Raw genomic sequence first — 13447 nt, forward strand, 5'->3', positions numbered from 1 at the left:
TAGAATCTTACTCCACTCCTTTCCTTCATTGACCTAAATTAAGAGGTCGTGTCTGAACATAGGATAGCCATTGTGCTGGCTGCCAAGCTGGCCGGCGATGTAACCTGGGCTTACCAGCTAAGCCGCCAAATTTTGGACTTCGTGGTGAGTCCGCTGCCTGTAGCTGGGCTTTACGTCCTATTTCGGGCCGGCTTCGACCCAAAGGCTTCCCCTACATAGTCCCCCCAAAGCGGTTGGCTTCATGGCCGACACTTGGCAGCACAGTAGCGCGCTACAAGTAAATAGAGCGGCTCTTAGATTCATGCACCTATTCAGAATAAGTTAAAATACTGAAGATTTGTATTTTAACTTTTAAGCTGTTTAGAAAAACAGAAATGCTGTCATCATGAGCATTCTACCCCTTTGGGCTTTTCTGGCCTCGAAGCCGATGGCTTGTTACGAAGCTTTATGCAAAAAGGGCCGACTGCTTAGTAAGCAGTCGGCCCTTTTTGCATCAGTACCGGAGACGGGACTCGAACCCGTAAGCCCGTGAAGGCAAGGGATTTTAAGTCCCTCGTGTATACCATTCCACCACTCCGGCAGGGGTTGTATTCGTCAAAATTAACCCAAAAATCCGGGTTCTGCTTAAACAAAAAACGCTGTCCGAAGACAGCGTTTTCTTTAACTTGGAGCGGGAGACGAGGTTCGAACTCGCGACCTCGACCTTGGCAAGGTCGCGCTCTACCAACTGAGCTACTCTCGCAGGAGGTTCATTGCTACTGTTTGTTATTCTGTAGCGCTGAATGGTTCGACAAAGGTAAGGGCCTTTTTTGGGGATGCAAGTACCAAGCGTGGAAATTTTCACTCCTGAGGCCTTTCCACTTCATTTTCAGGCCGAAAAATTTACACCTTACCCAGCGTCAGCTTTAATTCGTTCAGTTTCATCAGTGCTTCAATGGGCGTGAGGGTATTCACATCGAGGTGCTCCAGCAGCTCGCGGATGCGTTCCAGGGCCGGGTCGGACGGCTCGAACATGCTCAGCTGCACCTTGGGGCGCGGGGCTGTGGCCACGGCGGAGGTGGCGCGGGGCTGGGGCGTGGCCGGCTGCCGGGGCGGCGGCACCGTGCCCGGCCGGCTGCCATTGGCTTCCAGGCCGGCCAGCACGTCGTCGAACTCAGTAGGCGCGCCGTTCTCAAGGCCCGCGCTGGCACGCTCTACTTCGAGGTGGTGCATGATTTCATTGGCGCGGAGCACCACGCTGGTGGGCATGCCGGCCAGCCGGGCTACGTGAATGCCAAAGCTGTGCTCAGAACCGCCGGCCTGCAGCTTGCGCAGGAACAGGATGCGGCCGTCGGACTCCTTCACGGCCACGTTGTAGTTGCGTACCCGGGGGCAGTCGTCGGCCAGCTGGTTGAGCTCGTGGTAGTGAGTGGCGAAGAGCGTTTTGGCCTTGGCTTTGGGGTTGTTGTGGAGGTGCTCCACAATGGCCCAGGCTATGCTGATGCCGTCGTAGGTACTGGTGCCGCGCCCAATTTCGTCCATCAGCACCAGGCTGCGGTCCGAGAGATTATTGAGAATGGAGGCCGTTTCGGTCATCTCCACCATGAAGGTGCTTTCGCCCTTGCTCAGGTTGTCGGAAGCGCCCACACGGGTGAAAATCTTGTCGATGATGCCAATGGTGGCGGCATCAGCGGGCACGAAGGAGCCGATTTGGGCCAGTAGCACAATGAGGGCCGTCTGGCGCAACAGGGCCGATTTACCGGCCATGTTGGGGCCGGTTATCACCACGATTTGCTGGTCGTTTTGGTCGAGGCAGATATCGTTGGGAATGTAGCTTTCGCCGGGCGGCAGCTGGCGCTCAATCACGGGGTGGCGGCCGGCGCGGATGTCGAGCACCGTGCCGTCGTTCACCACGGGCTGCACGTAGCGCTGCTGCCGGGCCGTGAGGGCAAAGCTGGCCAGGCAATCCATCACGCCAATGGCCCGGGCATTTTGCTGAATCTGGGGCACAAAATCGAGCGCGGCCAGCACCAGCTCGTTATAAATCCGCTGCTCAATCACAAACAGTTTTTCCTCAGCGTTGAGGATTTTTTCCTCGTAGGTTTTCAGCTCCTCGGTCACGTAGCGCTCGGCGTTTACCAGCGTTTGCTTACGAATCCACTCGGCGGGTACCTTATCCTTGTGGGAATTGGTGACTTCGAGGTAATAGCCGAACACCTTGTTATAAGCCACTTTCAGCGACGAAATGCCGGTATTGCGCTGCTCGCGCATTTGCAGCTGCAGCAGGTAGTCTTTGCCCGAAAAAGCCAGCGCGCGCAGCTCGTCCAGCTCCGCGTCGATGCCCGCGTTCAGCACGCCGCCCTGGTTGGTGAGCAGCGGCGCGTCGGGCTTGATTTTGGCGAAGATTTCCTGGCGCAGCGTGGCGCAGGGGTTCAGCTGGTCGGCCAGTTTCACCAACGCCTTCACGCCGGAAGCGGCCAGTCGCTCGCGCATGGGCGCCACGGCTTCTAGGGCGCGGGCCAGCTGCAGCAATTCGCGCGGGTTCACGCGGCGCACGGCTACTTTAGAAATCAGGCGCTCCAAATCATTAATCTGGCGCAAGTGCTGGGTGAGGTCGGCTAATAAATCCTCATCGGCCACCAGCGCGGCCACCGTATCGAGGCGGCGCTGAATCTGGCTTACTTCCTTCAGTGGCAGCACTATCCACTTGCGGAGCAGGCGCGCGCCCATCGGCGTCAGGGTCTGGTCGAGCACGTCGATGAGGGGCACGCCGCCGGGGTGTTGGGCGTGCACCAACTCTAGATTACGCACCGTGAAGCGGTCGAGCCAGACGTATTTGTCCTCCTCCAAACGGCCGAGGCTGGCAATGTGCTGGATGTTGGTGTGCTTGGTTTCGGCGAGGTAGTGCAGGATGCAGCCGGCCGCAATCACGCCCTCATTTAGGTTATCAACACCGAAGCCTTTGAGCGAAGTAGTGCGGAAGTGGCGGGTGAGGGTATCGTGGGCGTAGTCGGCCCCAAAAACCCACTCATCCAGCGCGTAGGTGCAATAATCGGGGCCGAAGGTTTGCTCGAACTCGCCCCGGTTTTTCTTGCAGAACAGGATTTCGGCGGGACTGAAATTCTGGAGCAATTTACCCAGATAATCGAGCGTGCCCTGCGCGGCCAGAAACTCGCCGGTGCTAATATCCAGAAAGGAAATACCGGCCTCGGATTTGCCGAAATGAATGGCGGCGAGGTAGTTATTCGAGCGGCGCTCGAGCACGTTGTCGTGCATGCTCACGCCGGGCGTGATGAGTTCGGTGATGCCGCGCTTAACTAAGCCTTTGGCCTCCTTGGGATTTTCGAGCTGGTCGCAGATGGCCACGCGCTGACCGGCGCGCACCAGTTTGGGCAGGTAATTATCGAGGGAATGGTGCGGGAAGCCGGCCAGGGCCACTTCGCTGCTGCTGCCGGCCCCGCGCTTGGTGAGCGTGATGTCGAGAATGCGGCTGGCCGTGACGGCATCCTCGCCAAACGTCTCGTAAAAATCGCCGACCCGGAACAGCAGCACCGCGCCCGGATGCTGCTGCTTGAGCTGGTAGTACTGCTTCATCAGCGGCGTTTCGGTCACGGCCGGAATGGGCACGGTGAAATGGTCGGGGCCAACGGACTTGATGACGAATTCTTTTTTGGGTGCAGGCAAGGCGACGTAGCGCGACCTTTGCGGCGCGCAGTTAGGGTAAATGAACGAGGAAGGGCGGCGGCAACTTTCGAAGCGCCCGGTGCGGCCCGGCTAAAACCGAAGGACCAGTTTTCACCCATCTAAACCGACAAGGCGAACCGCAAAGTTCGCGCTATTTCCATGCGAAAACTCACCATGGCCGAACTCAACCGCCTGCCGGTGGCCGATTTTAAGAGCACGCCCAAAAGCCCCGTGGTTTTGGTGCTCGACAACGTGCGCAGCATGCACAACGTGGGGGCCATCTTCCGCACGGCCGATGCCTTTGCGCTGGAGAAAATCTGGCTCTGCGGCATCACGCCGCGCCCGCCGCACCGCGAAATCACCAAAACGGCCCTCGGCAGCGAAGAATCCATGGCCTGGGAATACGCCGCCGAAACCGCCGCCGCCGTGGTCGCCCTCAAGCAGGCCGGCTACCAGGTAGTGGCCGTGGAGCAGACTACGGGCAGCGTCGCGCTGCCGCAGTTTCGGCCGGCAACGGGCCGGCCGCTGGCACTGGTGCTCGGCAACGAAGTTTTTGGGGTGGATGATGCGGTCCTGGAGCTGTGCGATTTGGCCGTGGAAATCCCGCAATTCGGCACCAAGCACTCCCTTAATGTGGGCGTGGCGGCCGGTGTGGTGCTCTGGGATGCCTTGGTGAAGCTGGGCGTGGTGTAGAATAACAATCGATTGTGGCATTTTTTTGCACGAAAGAGAGTCTTCAGGCTGTGGGGACCAAAAGATTGTATTAAATTTGGTGGTGCGTCCTATTGGCTGCTACTATCATCCAATCCTACGGCTTTTTCATATCCACTCTTTTACCTAGCTGAATGAAGTTTTCTTTTACCCAACCACGGGCTGGTGCGTTGCTGGCCTTGGCCTTGGCAGGACCACTCGGGGCACTGGCCCAGTCGGGAACGCCATCGACACAGGCCCTCACGTATTTCGCCACCCAAAGCCAGCGGCAGGGCCTGCGCGAGAACGATGCAGCCAATCCGTCGGTCACCAGCTCGTATTTTGACCAGGTTACCGGCCTGACCCACAGCTACCTGCGCCAGCGCGTGAATGGGCTGGATGTGTACGGGGCCGTGGGCGACGTGCACACCGACCGCACCGGCAAGCCCGTGCTCATGCACCAGGGTTTTGTGGTGAATGCCGCTCGGCTGGCTCCTTCAGCTACGCCTACCCTCACGGCCGAGCAAGCCATCACGGCAGCGGCTACCGGCCTGAAATTGCCCCACCCAGTGGGTGTTACCCTGGTGCGGGAGGCGCGCCCGGCCGATGGCCTGCTGTTCAACAACGGGGGCATTTCGGAATATGACATTCCCGTGCGCCTGATGTACCTGCCCGTGAATGGCCAGTTACGCCTGGTGTGGGACGTCACCATTGCCCAACTCGACCAGCAGCATCACTGGACAGCCCGCGTGGATGCCCACACCGGCCTGCTGCTCGACAAGGCAGACTACGTAATCAGCGAGGAAGTCTCTTTTCAACAGCTTACGGCTCGCGCCCTGGGTAGCCGCACTGCTGTTGCCGCCGCCACCGCCGCCGCGCCCAAGCCAACCACCACGGCCAGCCGCGGCACCCTGGCCACGCCCAACAGCCTGACAGTGTTTCCGGTACCTGTTGAGGGGCCTACTTTTGGCAACCGCGTCGCCGTACCTTTCAGCAGCATCAACACCGCTTATTCGCCCTACGGCTGGCAGGTGAACGATGCCCGGGCGCCTGCCGGCACTTTCCCGGATGCCTATAGCCGTATCAGTTCGGGGTTTTTCCTCACCCGTGGCAACAACGTAGCGGCCTACGACGACAGCCCCAGCACCACGAGCGGCAACGGCAACCTGCTGTCAAACACCAACTCGCCCGACGGTACTGCCGCGCTCGATTTCGATTTTCCCTTCAGCCAGCCTGCGGGTTCCAAAGCCGGTGCCCCGGCCGCCATCACCAACCTGTTCTACTGGAACAACATGCTCCATGATGTGATGATGAGCAAGGGGTTTGATGAAGTATCGGGCAACTTCCAGTACCGCAACGCCCCCAACCAGGGCCTGGGCGGCGACTTTGTGCGCGCCGAGGCGCAGGATGGCAGCGGCCGCAACAACGCCAACATGTCGACCCCAGTGGACGGCCAGTCCGGCCGCATGCAGATGTACCTGTTCGACAACCCCGTGCGGCCCACGTTCACCATCTCGTCGCCGTCCGGCCTGGCCGGGGCCCTCACGGTGGTTCCCGCTGCATTTGGCCGGAGCCTGTCGAAGTTTCCGCAGGGCCTGTGCGGCACCGTGGTAGCGGTGAACGACGGCGTATCGGGCAACGGCGGCCTGCACGGCTGCGCGACCCCCTACGTGAACGCCGCCGCCGTAAACGGCAAAATTGCGCTGATTATGCGCCGCGGCTGCTCGCAGCTCCCCGCCGGCGGCAACACCGGAAACTTCACCGAAAAGGTGCGCAAGGCCCAGCAAAACGGCGCTATTATGGCTATTGTCATCGATTCGTTGGCCACTGGTACCGCGTACGTTAGCATGGGCGGCACCGACACGGTGGGCATTCGCATTCCCGCAGTTTTCATGAATGGCGTGGATGGAGCCCGCTTGCGCCAGGCCCTACAGGCTGGCACGCCGGTAGTGGGCTGCGCCACCACCAGTCCGGACTACGACGGTTCGATGGACAACGGCATCATCGCACACGAATTTGGTCACGGCATTCACACCCGCCTCACCGGCGGCCCCGGCAACTCCAGCTGCAACATTGCCTCCGACGGTACCACCGCCACCCAAAGCATGGGCGAAGGCTGGGGTGACTTTTTCGGTCTGTGGATGAGTACCCGTCCCGGCGACGTGGGCCGTACGTCGCGTGGCATTGGCACTTACGCATCGGGGCAACCCACTACCGGCGGCGGCATCCGCAACAAGCCCTACTCCGACGACATGACGGTGAACAACCATAACTACGGCGTGATTGGCACCACTAACTACCGCCAAACCCACGCCATCGGAGAAGTATGGGCGGCGACCCTTTGGGATTTGAACTGGCAGTTTATCTACCGCTACGGCTACAATAGCGACTTGCTGGCCCAGACCGGCGGCAACAACCGCTTCCTGAGACTGGTGCTGGAAGGCTGCAAGCTGCAGGTGTGCAACCCCAGCTTCCTCGATGGCCGCAACGCCATTCTGCGGGCTGACTCGCTGGTCAACGGCGCGGCCAACTCCGCAGTTATCTGGACGATGTTTGCCCGTCGGGGCATGGGCTTCAGCGCCGTAGGTGGTGTTCGCACCAATGGCTTACCCACCACCACCGGTATTACGGCCGCCTTCGACATGCCTGTCGGCACGCTGCCCACGCCCGTGCTCGACCCGCGCACTACGCCACTCGGCACGCAGAGCGCCAGCGCCATTAATGGCAGCCTGGTGGACGCCTACCCCAACCCGGCGCAGAACGTGCTGACCATCCAGGCCCAACTCGCCAGCAAATCGGCGGTGCGGGTGAGCCTCGTGAACCTGATTGGCCAGGTAGTAACCACGACCACCGCCCCCGTAGGCGACTTGCAGCGCGGCCTCACGGTGAACACCAGCAATCTGGCCGAAGGCCTCTACATTGTGCGGGTTGTCACCAGCGAAGGCACCTTCACCACCAAAGTTCAGGTGAAGCACTAACTGGCTGACTGGCAGACTTGCGCTACGCCGCAGCCAACAAAAAAGGGTGCCCGACTAAGCGTTGGGCACCCTTTTTTTGTTAGCTTTTGTGGGCCGGTGCTGCTGGCCGCTCTCTTCCATTTCCTTCTGTTGCTCTCATGCTTCCTGACTCTGCTTCCCGCCCCGATGCACCCCTGCTCGCCCTGCGCCCTCATGTTCAGATAGAACCCGTGCCGACCGAAATGACAGCCAGCGTGGGCGATTTTCTGCACACCACGCTGCGCCCGGTGCTGAAGCTGCAAAATGCTTTGCTGCTGACTGCCGTAGCCGATTTTGTGCTCGACCACCACATGCCACTGACCAAAGCCAGCCTCGTCGACCAACAGCGCCAGCTGGCCGAGCTGCTAGGCCGCAATATCAAGTTGCGCTATACCGTCCTCGGCCTGGTAACCGGCCAGTTCACGTCCGAGGAGTACGCCTTCTACCGCCAGCACCGTCCCGAGCTCAACCGCCGCCTGTTGGAGCTGGCCCTGCGCCGCGTGCTCGACCAGACCAACGAGGTGGTGGCGTTATTAGGCTGAAAATTCATTAGCACTGAGTAGAAATATCAGCCGTTATTTACTGTGAAGCTGTTTAGGAACTCAAAAAAACTAAGTAACTGTCATGCCGAGCATGTGGCGCATCAAGCCAGGGACCGAGGCATCTCGCGTGTGCCGTCCGGGCCGTTCAACGAAGCGAGCGAGATGCCTCGGCTGCGCTCGGCATGACTGACTGACAAATCACTAAACAGCAGAAATCGTTTCAACAAGCAAGCCCCGTAAAGGAACCCCACTACAATGGGAATTCCCTTACGGGGCTTGCTTGTTGAAACGATTTCTGCTGTAAAAAAAGCCAGGCTTTTCCGAGCGTTGCCTCGTGCGCACTAACTCAGTGGTTAGTCGTACTGCGAGTCGCGCAGATGCACTGGCTTGCTCTTCGCCTTCTTGCGCAGGCGCAGGTTCAGGATTTCCACCGTCAGCGAGAAGGCCATGGCGAAATAGAGGTAGCCCTTTTCCACTTCCTTGTGGGCGGCTTCCATCACCAGCATGAAGCCAATCATGATGAGGAAGGACAGAGCCAGCATCTTGATGGTGGGGTTGTTGTTCACAAAATTCGCTATCACCCCGCTGAACGCCAACATGATGCCCATGGCCACAATCACGGCCGCAATCATCACCAGCACGTTATCCACGAGGCCCACGGCCGTCAGAATGGAGTCGAAGCTGAACACAATGTCGATGACGATGATTTGCAGAATCACGCTCATCATGGAGGCACCGGTACCACTGCCGCCCTCATCTTCCTCATCGCCCTGCAGCTTGGTGTGAATTTCGGTGGTGCTCTTGTACATCAGGAATAAGCCGCCCGCCAACAGAATCAGGTCGCGCCCGGTCACGCCGAAATTATTTACGAAAGAGGGAATATTGACGGTAAACAGCGGCGTCCGCAAGCTCACAATCCAGGAAATACTCAGCAGCAGGCCAATGCGAAACAGCAAAGCCAGCAGCAGCCCAATGGTGCGGCCGCGCGCCTGCTTCTCCTTAGCCAGCCGGTTGACGATGATGGAAATGAAGATGATGTTGTCAATCCCCAGCACGATTTCCATGAACGTGAGGGTCAGCAGGCTTATCCAGGTAGCCGGATGGGTAAAGGCCGAAAAATCGTACATAAGTTATTAGATGTGGCGATATGAAAGATGTGGAAATGTGAAAATTGAAAAAATCAAGCGTGCTGATTAATTTTCACACCTTCACATCATTACATTTTCACATTTTCTAGCTTTTCATGTTCACGAACTGCAACGGCAGGCCGATATCGGACTGGCGCAGTACGGCAATGGCGGCCTGCAGGTCGTCAATTTTTTTGGCCGTCACGCGCACCTGGTCGTCCTGCATCTGGGCTTCCACCTTCACCTTGGCATCTTTGATGGCCTTGATGATTTTGCGGCCGAACTCCTTGTCTACCCCGGCGCGCACCTTGATGGTTTTTTTAATCAGGTTGCCGCTGGGCTGCTCTTCAGCCGAGAAATCGAGGCTGGTGCCATCGATGCCCTGCTTCACCACGCGGCCCAGTAAGATGTCTTCCAGCGCCTTCACGCGCATCGAGTTTTCGGACGAAAGCAAAATGGTATTTTCCTTCTTGTTGAGCTCGATGCCGCCCTTGGTGTCGCGCAGGTCGTAGCGGGTTTGCAGTTCTTTTTGGGCCGTATTCACCGCGTTTTCCAGGGTTTGCGGGTCTACTTTGCTCACGATGTCGAAGGATGCCATGGCGGATGGGGCGTAATTTTGATAAAAAAGGTTCGGCCGGAGCCGGAGCGTAAAGGTAACAACCCGAACCGGCCGCAGTTGCTTCATCATTCCGCTTTGTTCCTGCCCATGCTCGCGCCTACTTCCATCGCCGCTCCCCGCACGCCCGCCGAGTGGGCCGCCTACTACGCCCTGCGCCATGCCGTGCTGCGCCAGCCCTGGCAGCAGCCCATCGGCTCGGAGCGCACGCCCGCCGATGATGAGCCCGGCACCGTTCACGCGCTGCTGCTGGCCGCTGGCCCGGCCGCGCCCGCCGCGCTGGCCGTGGGCATGCTCCAGCGGCTGGATGCGCGGCAGGGACAGGTACGCTTCATGGCCGTGGCGCCGACAGCGGCCGGGCAAGGATTGGGCAGTCAGGTGCTGCGGTACCTGGAGGTGCAGGCCCAAGCCGCGGGCCTGGTCGAAATAGTGCTGCACGCCCGCGCAACGGCCGTACCGTTCTATGAGCGGCACGGCTACGCGGTGGTGGAGCCATCGCACACGCTGTTTGGCGTGCTACCACACTTTCTGATGCGCAAGCCGCTGTAGCTAGAACTTCTCGCGGCCCCGCCACAAGTCGGCGTACAGCCGAAAATCGCCGAGCAGCGAAAATCAGGGGTGCTGAAACGTGGCCGGGCGGTTGTGCTCCACAAAGTTGTGCTCCACAAAAAAGTGGCCCACCCAGGCAAAGCCATAAGCCGCTACTATGCCCGCCGCCAACCAGCCCCAACGCCCGGTGATGGCCACCAGCACCACGCTTACCAAAACAACATAGTGCCCACAAAATGCAGGATTCGGGTGCCGCGCCGGCTGTGCTCGCGCAGGTAGCGGGGGTAAAATTCGCGAACGTGAGCGGCAAAGCAGACATGACAGCGACGAAACAGGCAGAACAGCGGGACAGCACGGCCTAGTCGCCCGTCCTGCTTTGGCAAATGAAACAGAATTTTCCTCAAACTTGCCCCGCAATTACTCTTTTTCCGCTTCAACGCCACTTCGCCCATGTCTGACATTTCTCCTGCTGCTGCCGCCTCCGCCGGGGCCGGCTTCGCCGCCATGGTAGCTGCCTATAATAACATGAACCACTACGGCCGCACCAACGGCATGCTCCTCACGGTGCCTGTGCCCGGCCAGGCCGAGTACCGCATGAGCATCCGCGAAGAGCACCTCTCCTCCCCTAATACCTGCCACGGCGGCGTACTGGCCGGCCTGATGGACGCCACCCTCGGGGCCGCGGCCCTGTCGCTGGCTTTCGTACACCAGGAGTTCGTTTCTACCGTCGAGTTCAAAATGAACTTCCTCCACGCCGTGCACCTGCACGATGCGCTGGTAGCCAAAGGCATAGTCGACCACACCGGTAACACGCTGGTGGTAAGCAGCTGCGTAGTTTATCGCGTTAGCGAAGGCCAGCCCGATATGGCCGTAGCCCGCGGCTTAGGCACGTTCAACCGCTACCCGGCCAACAAGCGCGACTTCGCGAAGCTGATGATACAGTAGCCGGTACCTAACCGCACAAAAAAAGTCCCGGCTCTGGATAGGACCGGGACTTTTCTGGCAGTACGCAGCGAGTGCCTGCGCTGCTACAATTCAGCTGTAGCCGAAAATTCGGCCGTAGCTGAATGCGCGTTTGCGGTTTCGTACTCGTCCTCGCCTTCGCCCAACTGAGGCGCGGCTACTTTACGCACGTTGCGGGCGCAATCTTCGTCGCGGTGGTTGCGGCCCACCGTGAACTCCACCCAATCGCCTTCGCGCAGGTCGTTGAAGTCGCCTTCGGTGAGGTCGGCGTAGCTGAAAAATAGATTGTTGGGCGGCATCACCACGAAGCCAAAGCCGTTTTTCAGGTTTTTGATGGTGCTCATGCCCAGCGTGCCCACGGGGCCGGCGGCGGTGGGGCCGGTGGGCCGGGCCAGCTTGGGCGCAGCGGCCGAACTGGGCGCAAACGCGGCGGGCTCCATCTGGTTCACAAACAGGCCCTCCACCACTTCGTCCTGGGCCTGCAGGCCGCGGTCAATCACGTCGTGCATGGCCACGGGGTAGGTCACCTGCTCCAGCAACTGTTGTGAGGCACGCGTGACGCGGGTTTCCCCCTTGAAGTCTTCGTATTTGAAGTCCCAGTTCAGCAGCATTACGCGGGTACCCACGGTGTTGAGCTTGCGGATGAGGGGCACGTAATCGGAGTCGCCGGCGATGAGCACCACCACGTCGAGGGTTTTGTGCAGGGCCAACTCCAGGGCTTCGAGAGAGAGCCACACGTCGATGCCTTTTTCCTGGAGGCGGCCGTCGCGGGTTTTCAGGGCCATGTAGTGCGTTTGCACGCCCAGGTTCATCAAAATATCGTCGAGCAGGCGGTCGTGGAACAGCCGGTCCTTGTCGCGGGCTTCGGTGGCCGAGAGGCGGCCCCGAAAAAAATGCGCGTCGGTGATTTGCGCTAGGCGCACGTCTACGTCTTCTTCCTCGGCCACCTGATGGCGAATATATTCGTGCAGTCCTTCAAGGCTAATGCGTGCCTTGCGCTCGTGCTGGAAATAATAATAGTCGCTAATTTTTAAAAAATAGTTGCCGTCATAAAAGACACCAACCCGAATTAAAGGGCTGTTCATCTGGTTCATGGTAATCGGGTTAAGTAAAGTTTAGAAAAGTGTTTCAGGTGGAAGCAGCTGGCGTGAACAAGTAGAAACAGGGCAAAGCCGGCGGCGCAAGTATTCTTGCCGCAAGCCGTACCAACGAAAAACAGACCTGGGTTAACAGTAAGCAGATGCTACGCTAAGTGCGCGGCAAATCCCGCGTGGGGGTCAGTTAATTAAGATTTATCGAATACCAGACGGGTGGGTCGGTTGATAACGCAGAATAATAGCACGAATCAATACCAACACTACCCTAATAAACCGGCATATCTGCTGCGAAGCTAATAATCTTAGCTGACTTATGCAACAGTAAGCCCCACGCCAAGCCCCCCTTCCGGCGCAACTGCCCCGGCAGGTTGTTTAAAACCTCATATTGCCTACCACCAAGCCCAAAACCAGTAGCCCATAGCCGGCACAAATACCGACTTCCAGCATGTTGCCGGTGGCGGAACCAGTGCTAATGAGCGGGATTTTGAAGCAGAACGGCAAGGGCAACAACCACCTCACGCCGGCCTTGGTCAAGGTATCGGCCACGAGGTGCGACACGTAGCCCGCACCGGCGTACTGGGCGATGCCACGCCAGCCCAGGTGCTGGTCGGCCAGGTAGCCGATGTAGGTCCAGAGAGCCGTGGCCCAGATGGTGTGCGTGAGGGAGCGGTGGGTGGTGAAGGGCGCCATAGCTATAAATGTGCCCAGCAGGCTCAGCCACAGCTGCTCGGTGTAGAGGCCGGCCACCACGGTGCCCAGCCCGGTAAACAGCAGCGCCAGCTTGCGCGCCGAACCGCCCTGCAGGCCCACGCCGATGAGCCCGAAAGCCAGCGCAGCCGTGTAGTAAAGGCGCTGTTCGGAGCCGGGCCCCAGCTGCAGGTAGGCATAGGCGGCCAGGGCCAGCGCCCCGGCGGCGAAGGCCCAACGCACGTAATTTTGGGTGAAGCCGAGGCGCTTGCTCAGGCGGCTGTCGGGGTGGTCGAGGTCGGGCGCGAGGCTGGAGAAACCCGCCAGGGCAATGCCCGCCAGTGAAAACGGAATGCCCGGCACTAGTCCGGCTACGGCCACGCCGGTAATGAGGCCGATGGCCAGGTGAGAAGAGCCGCGCATGTATGGTGGTTTCTGGTTACTCGTTGCTGGCGAAAGCCTGTTGTCTGCTTGCGGAGGACCTTATCACTCCCAAACGACTTGTTCTGCCGTGGCA

11 protein-coding genes, 2 tRNA genes and 1 pseudogene are annotated in these 13447 nt (G+C 59.3%); 6 read left to right on the forward strand and 8 right to left on the reverse strand.

What is annotated here, in order from left to right:
• Positions 1-48 precede the first annotated feature (48 nt).
• A complete protein-coding gene (locus IEW17_RS12380; protein ID WP_188562363.1) occupies positions 49-219 on the forward strand; it encodes a hypothetical protein in 171 nt (56 codons plus the stop codon).
• A gap of 278 nt (positions 220-497) precedes the next feature.
• Here IEW17_RS12380 and IEW17_RS12385 read toward each other — a convergent pair.
• The 3 genes from IEW17_RS12385 to mutS form a co-directional block, all read right to left on the reverse strand.
• Positions 498-580 (reverse strand) — tRNA-Leu (locus IEW17_RS12385).
• An 86-nt stretch (positions 581-666) separates the two neighbouring features.
• A tRNA-Gly gene (locus IEW17_RS12390) sits at positions 667-742 on the reverse strand.
• Positions 743-882: 140 nt separating this feature from the next.
• Positions 883-3573 (reverse strand): DNA mismatch repair protein MutS, encoded by a 2691-nt coding sequence (mutS, locus tag IEW17_RS12395; RefSeq protein WP_188562413.1) that lies wholly within the window; start codon positions 3571-3573, stop codon positions 883-885.
• A gap of 249 nt (positions 3574-3822) precedes the next feature.
• On the opposite strand from mutS, the gene IEW17_RS12400 reads away from it, so the two are divergent.
• From IEW17_RS12400 to IEW17_RS12410, 3 genes are all read left to right on the forward strand, one after another.
• The gene (locus IEW17_RS12400) at positions 3823-4356 is read left to right on the forward strand and encodes an RNA methyltransferase (protein WP_188562364.1); all 534 of its coding nucleotides are present in this window, start codon (positions 3823-3825) and stop codon (positions 4354-4356) included.
• Positions 4357-4508: 152 nt separating this feature from the next.
• Positions 4509-7331, forward strand: a complete 2823-nt coding sequence (locus IEW17_RS12405) for a M36 family metallopeptidase (protein ID WP_188562365.1) — start codon at positions 4509-4511, stop codon at positions 7329-7331.
• Between the two features lie 137 nt (positions 7332-7468).
• Entirely contained in the window at positions 7469-7891 is a 423-nt protein-coding gene (locus tag IEW17_RS12410; protein WP_188562366.1) for a hypothetical protein, read from the forward strand.
• A 353-nt stretch (positions 7892-8244) separates the two neighbouring features.
• Here the strand turns inward: IEW17_RS12410 and IEW17_RS12415 are convergent, their stop codons facing one another.
• Positions 8245-9018: a TerC family protein gene (locus IEW17_RS12415; RefSeq protein ID WP_188562367.1), complete on the reverse strand. Its 774-nt coding sequence runs from the start codon at positions 9016-9018 to the stop codon at positions 8245-8247.
• A 106-nt stretch (positions 9019-9124) separates the two neighbouring features.
• Complete coding sequence (locus tag IEW17_RS12420) at positions 9125-9616, reverse strand: YajQ family cyclic di-GMP-binding protein (protein ID WP_188562368.1); 492 nt, start codon at positions 9614-9616, stop codon at positions 9125-9127.
• Between the two features lie 108 nt (positions 9617-9724).
• Here IEW17_RS12420 and IEW17_RS12425 point away from each other — a divergent pair, with 108 nt between their 5' ends.
• Positions 9725-10183 carry a GNAT family N-acetyltransferase gene (locus IEW17_RS12425; protein ID WP_188562369.1) on the forward strand — a complete coding sequence of 153 codons (459 nt, stop codon included), beginning with the start codon at positions 9725-9727 and terminating at the stop codon, positions 10181-10183.
• Between the two features lie 63 nt (positions 10184-10246).
• Here IEW17_RS12425 and IEW17_RS21475 read toward each other — a convergent pair.
• Positions 10247-10689, reverse strand: a pseudogene (locus tag IEW17_RS21475) (Mpo1-like protein).
• Here IEW17_RS21475 and IEW17_RS12435 point away from each other — a divergent pair.
• A complete protein-coding gene (locus tag IEW17_RS12435) occupies positions 10634-11128 on the forward strand; it encodes a PaaI family thioesterase (protein WP_188562370.1) in 495 nt (164 codons plus the stop codon). The pseudogene IEW17_RS21475 and the gene IEW17_RS12435 sit on opposite strands and share 56 nt — an antisense overlap.
• Positions 11129-11211: 83 nt before the next feature.
• On the opposite strand, the gene IEW17_RS12440 is transcribed toward IEW17_RS12435, so the two are convergent.
• Positions 11212-12231, reverse strand: coding sequence for an NYN domain-containing protein (locus IEW17_RS12440; RefSeq protein ID WP_308420620.1), 1020 nt, complete (start codon positions 12229-12231; stop codon positions 11212-11214).
• 384 nt (positions 12232-12615) lie between these two features.
• Positions 12616-13353, reverse strand: a complete 738-nt coding sequence (locus tag IEW17_RS12445; RefSeq protein ID WP_188562372.1) for a metal-dependent hydrolase — start codon at positions 13351-13353, stop codon at positions 12616-12618.
• Positions 13354-13447 lie beyond the last annotated feature (94 nt).

Origin of the sequence: Hymenobacter frigidus (genome assembly GCF_014640435.1) — a bacterium.
In the GTDB taxonomy this organism is placed as follows: domain Bacteria; phylum Bacteroidota; class Bacteroidia; order Cytophagales; family Hymenobacteraceae; genus Hymenobacter; species Hymenobacter frigidus.

What these genes read in the sequence shown, in the direction of transcription:
- mutS (WP_188562413.1), bottom strand. Translation starts at nt 3,573, where the DNA reads ATGAAGCAGTACTACCAGCTCAAGCAGCAGCATCCGGGCGCGGTGCTG.
- IEW17_RS12400 (WP_188562364.1), top strand. Translation starts at nt 3,823, where the DNA reads ATGCGAAAACTCACCATGGCCGAACTCAACCGCCTGCCGGTGGCCGAT.
- IEW17_RS12405 (WP_188562365.1), top strand. Translation starts at nt 4,509, where the DNA reads ATGAAGTTTTCTTTTACCCAACCACGGGCTGGTGCGTTGCTGGCCTTG.
- IEW17_RS12410 (WP_188562366.1), top strand. Translation starts at nt 7,469, where the DNA reads ATGCTTCCTGACTCTGCTTCCCGCCCCGATGCACCCCTGCTCGCCCTG.
- IEW17_RS12415 (WP_188562367.1), bottom strand. Translation starts at nt 9,018, where the DNA reads ATGTACGATTTTTCGGCCTTTACCCATCCGGCTACCTGGATAAGCCTG.
- IEW17_RS12420 (WP_188562368.1), bottom strand. Translation starts at nt 9,616, where the DNA reads ATGGCATCCTTCGACATCGTGAGCAAAGTAGACCCGCAAACCCTGGAA.
- IEW17_RS12425 (WP_188562369.1), top strand. Translation starts at nt 9,725, where the DNA reads ATGCTCGCGCCTACTTCCATCGCCGCTCCCCGCACGCCCGCCGAGTGG.
- IEW17_RS12435 (WP_188562370.1), top strand. Translation starts at nt 10,634, where the DNA reads ATGTCTGACATTTCTCCTGCTGCTGCCGCCTCCGCCGGGGCCGGCTTC.
- IEW17_RS12440 (WP_308420620.1), bottom strand. Translation starts at nt 12,231, where the DNA reads ATGAACAGCCCTTTAATTCGGGTTGGTGTCTTTTATGACGGCAACTAT.
- IEW17_RS12445 (WP_188562372.1), bottom strand. Translation starts at nt 13,353, where the DNA reads ATGCGCGGCTCTTCTCACCTGGCCATCGGCCTCATTACCGGCGTGGCC.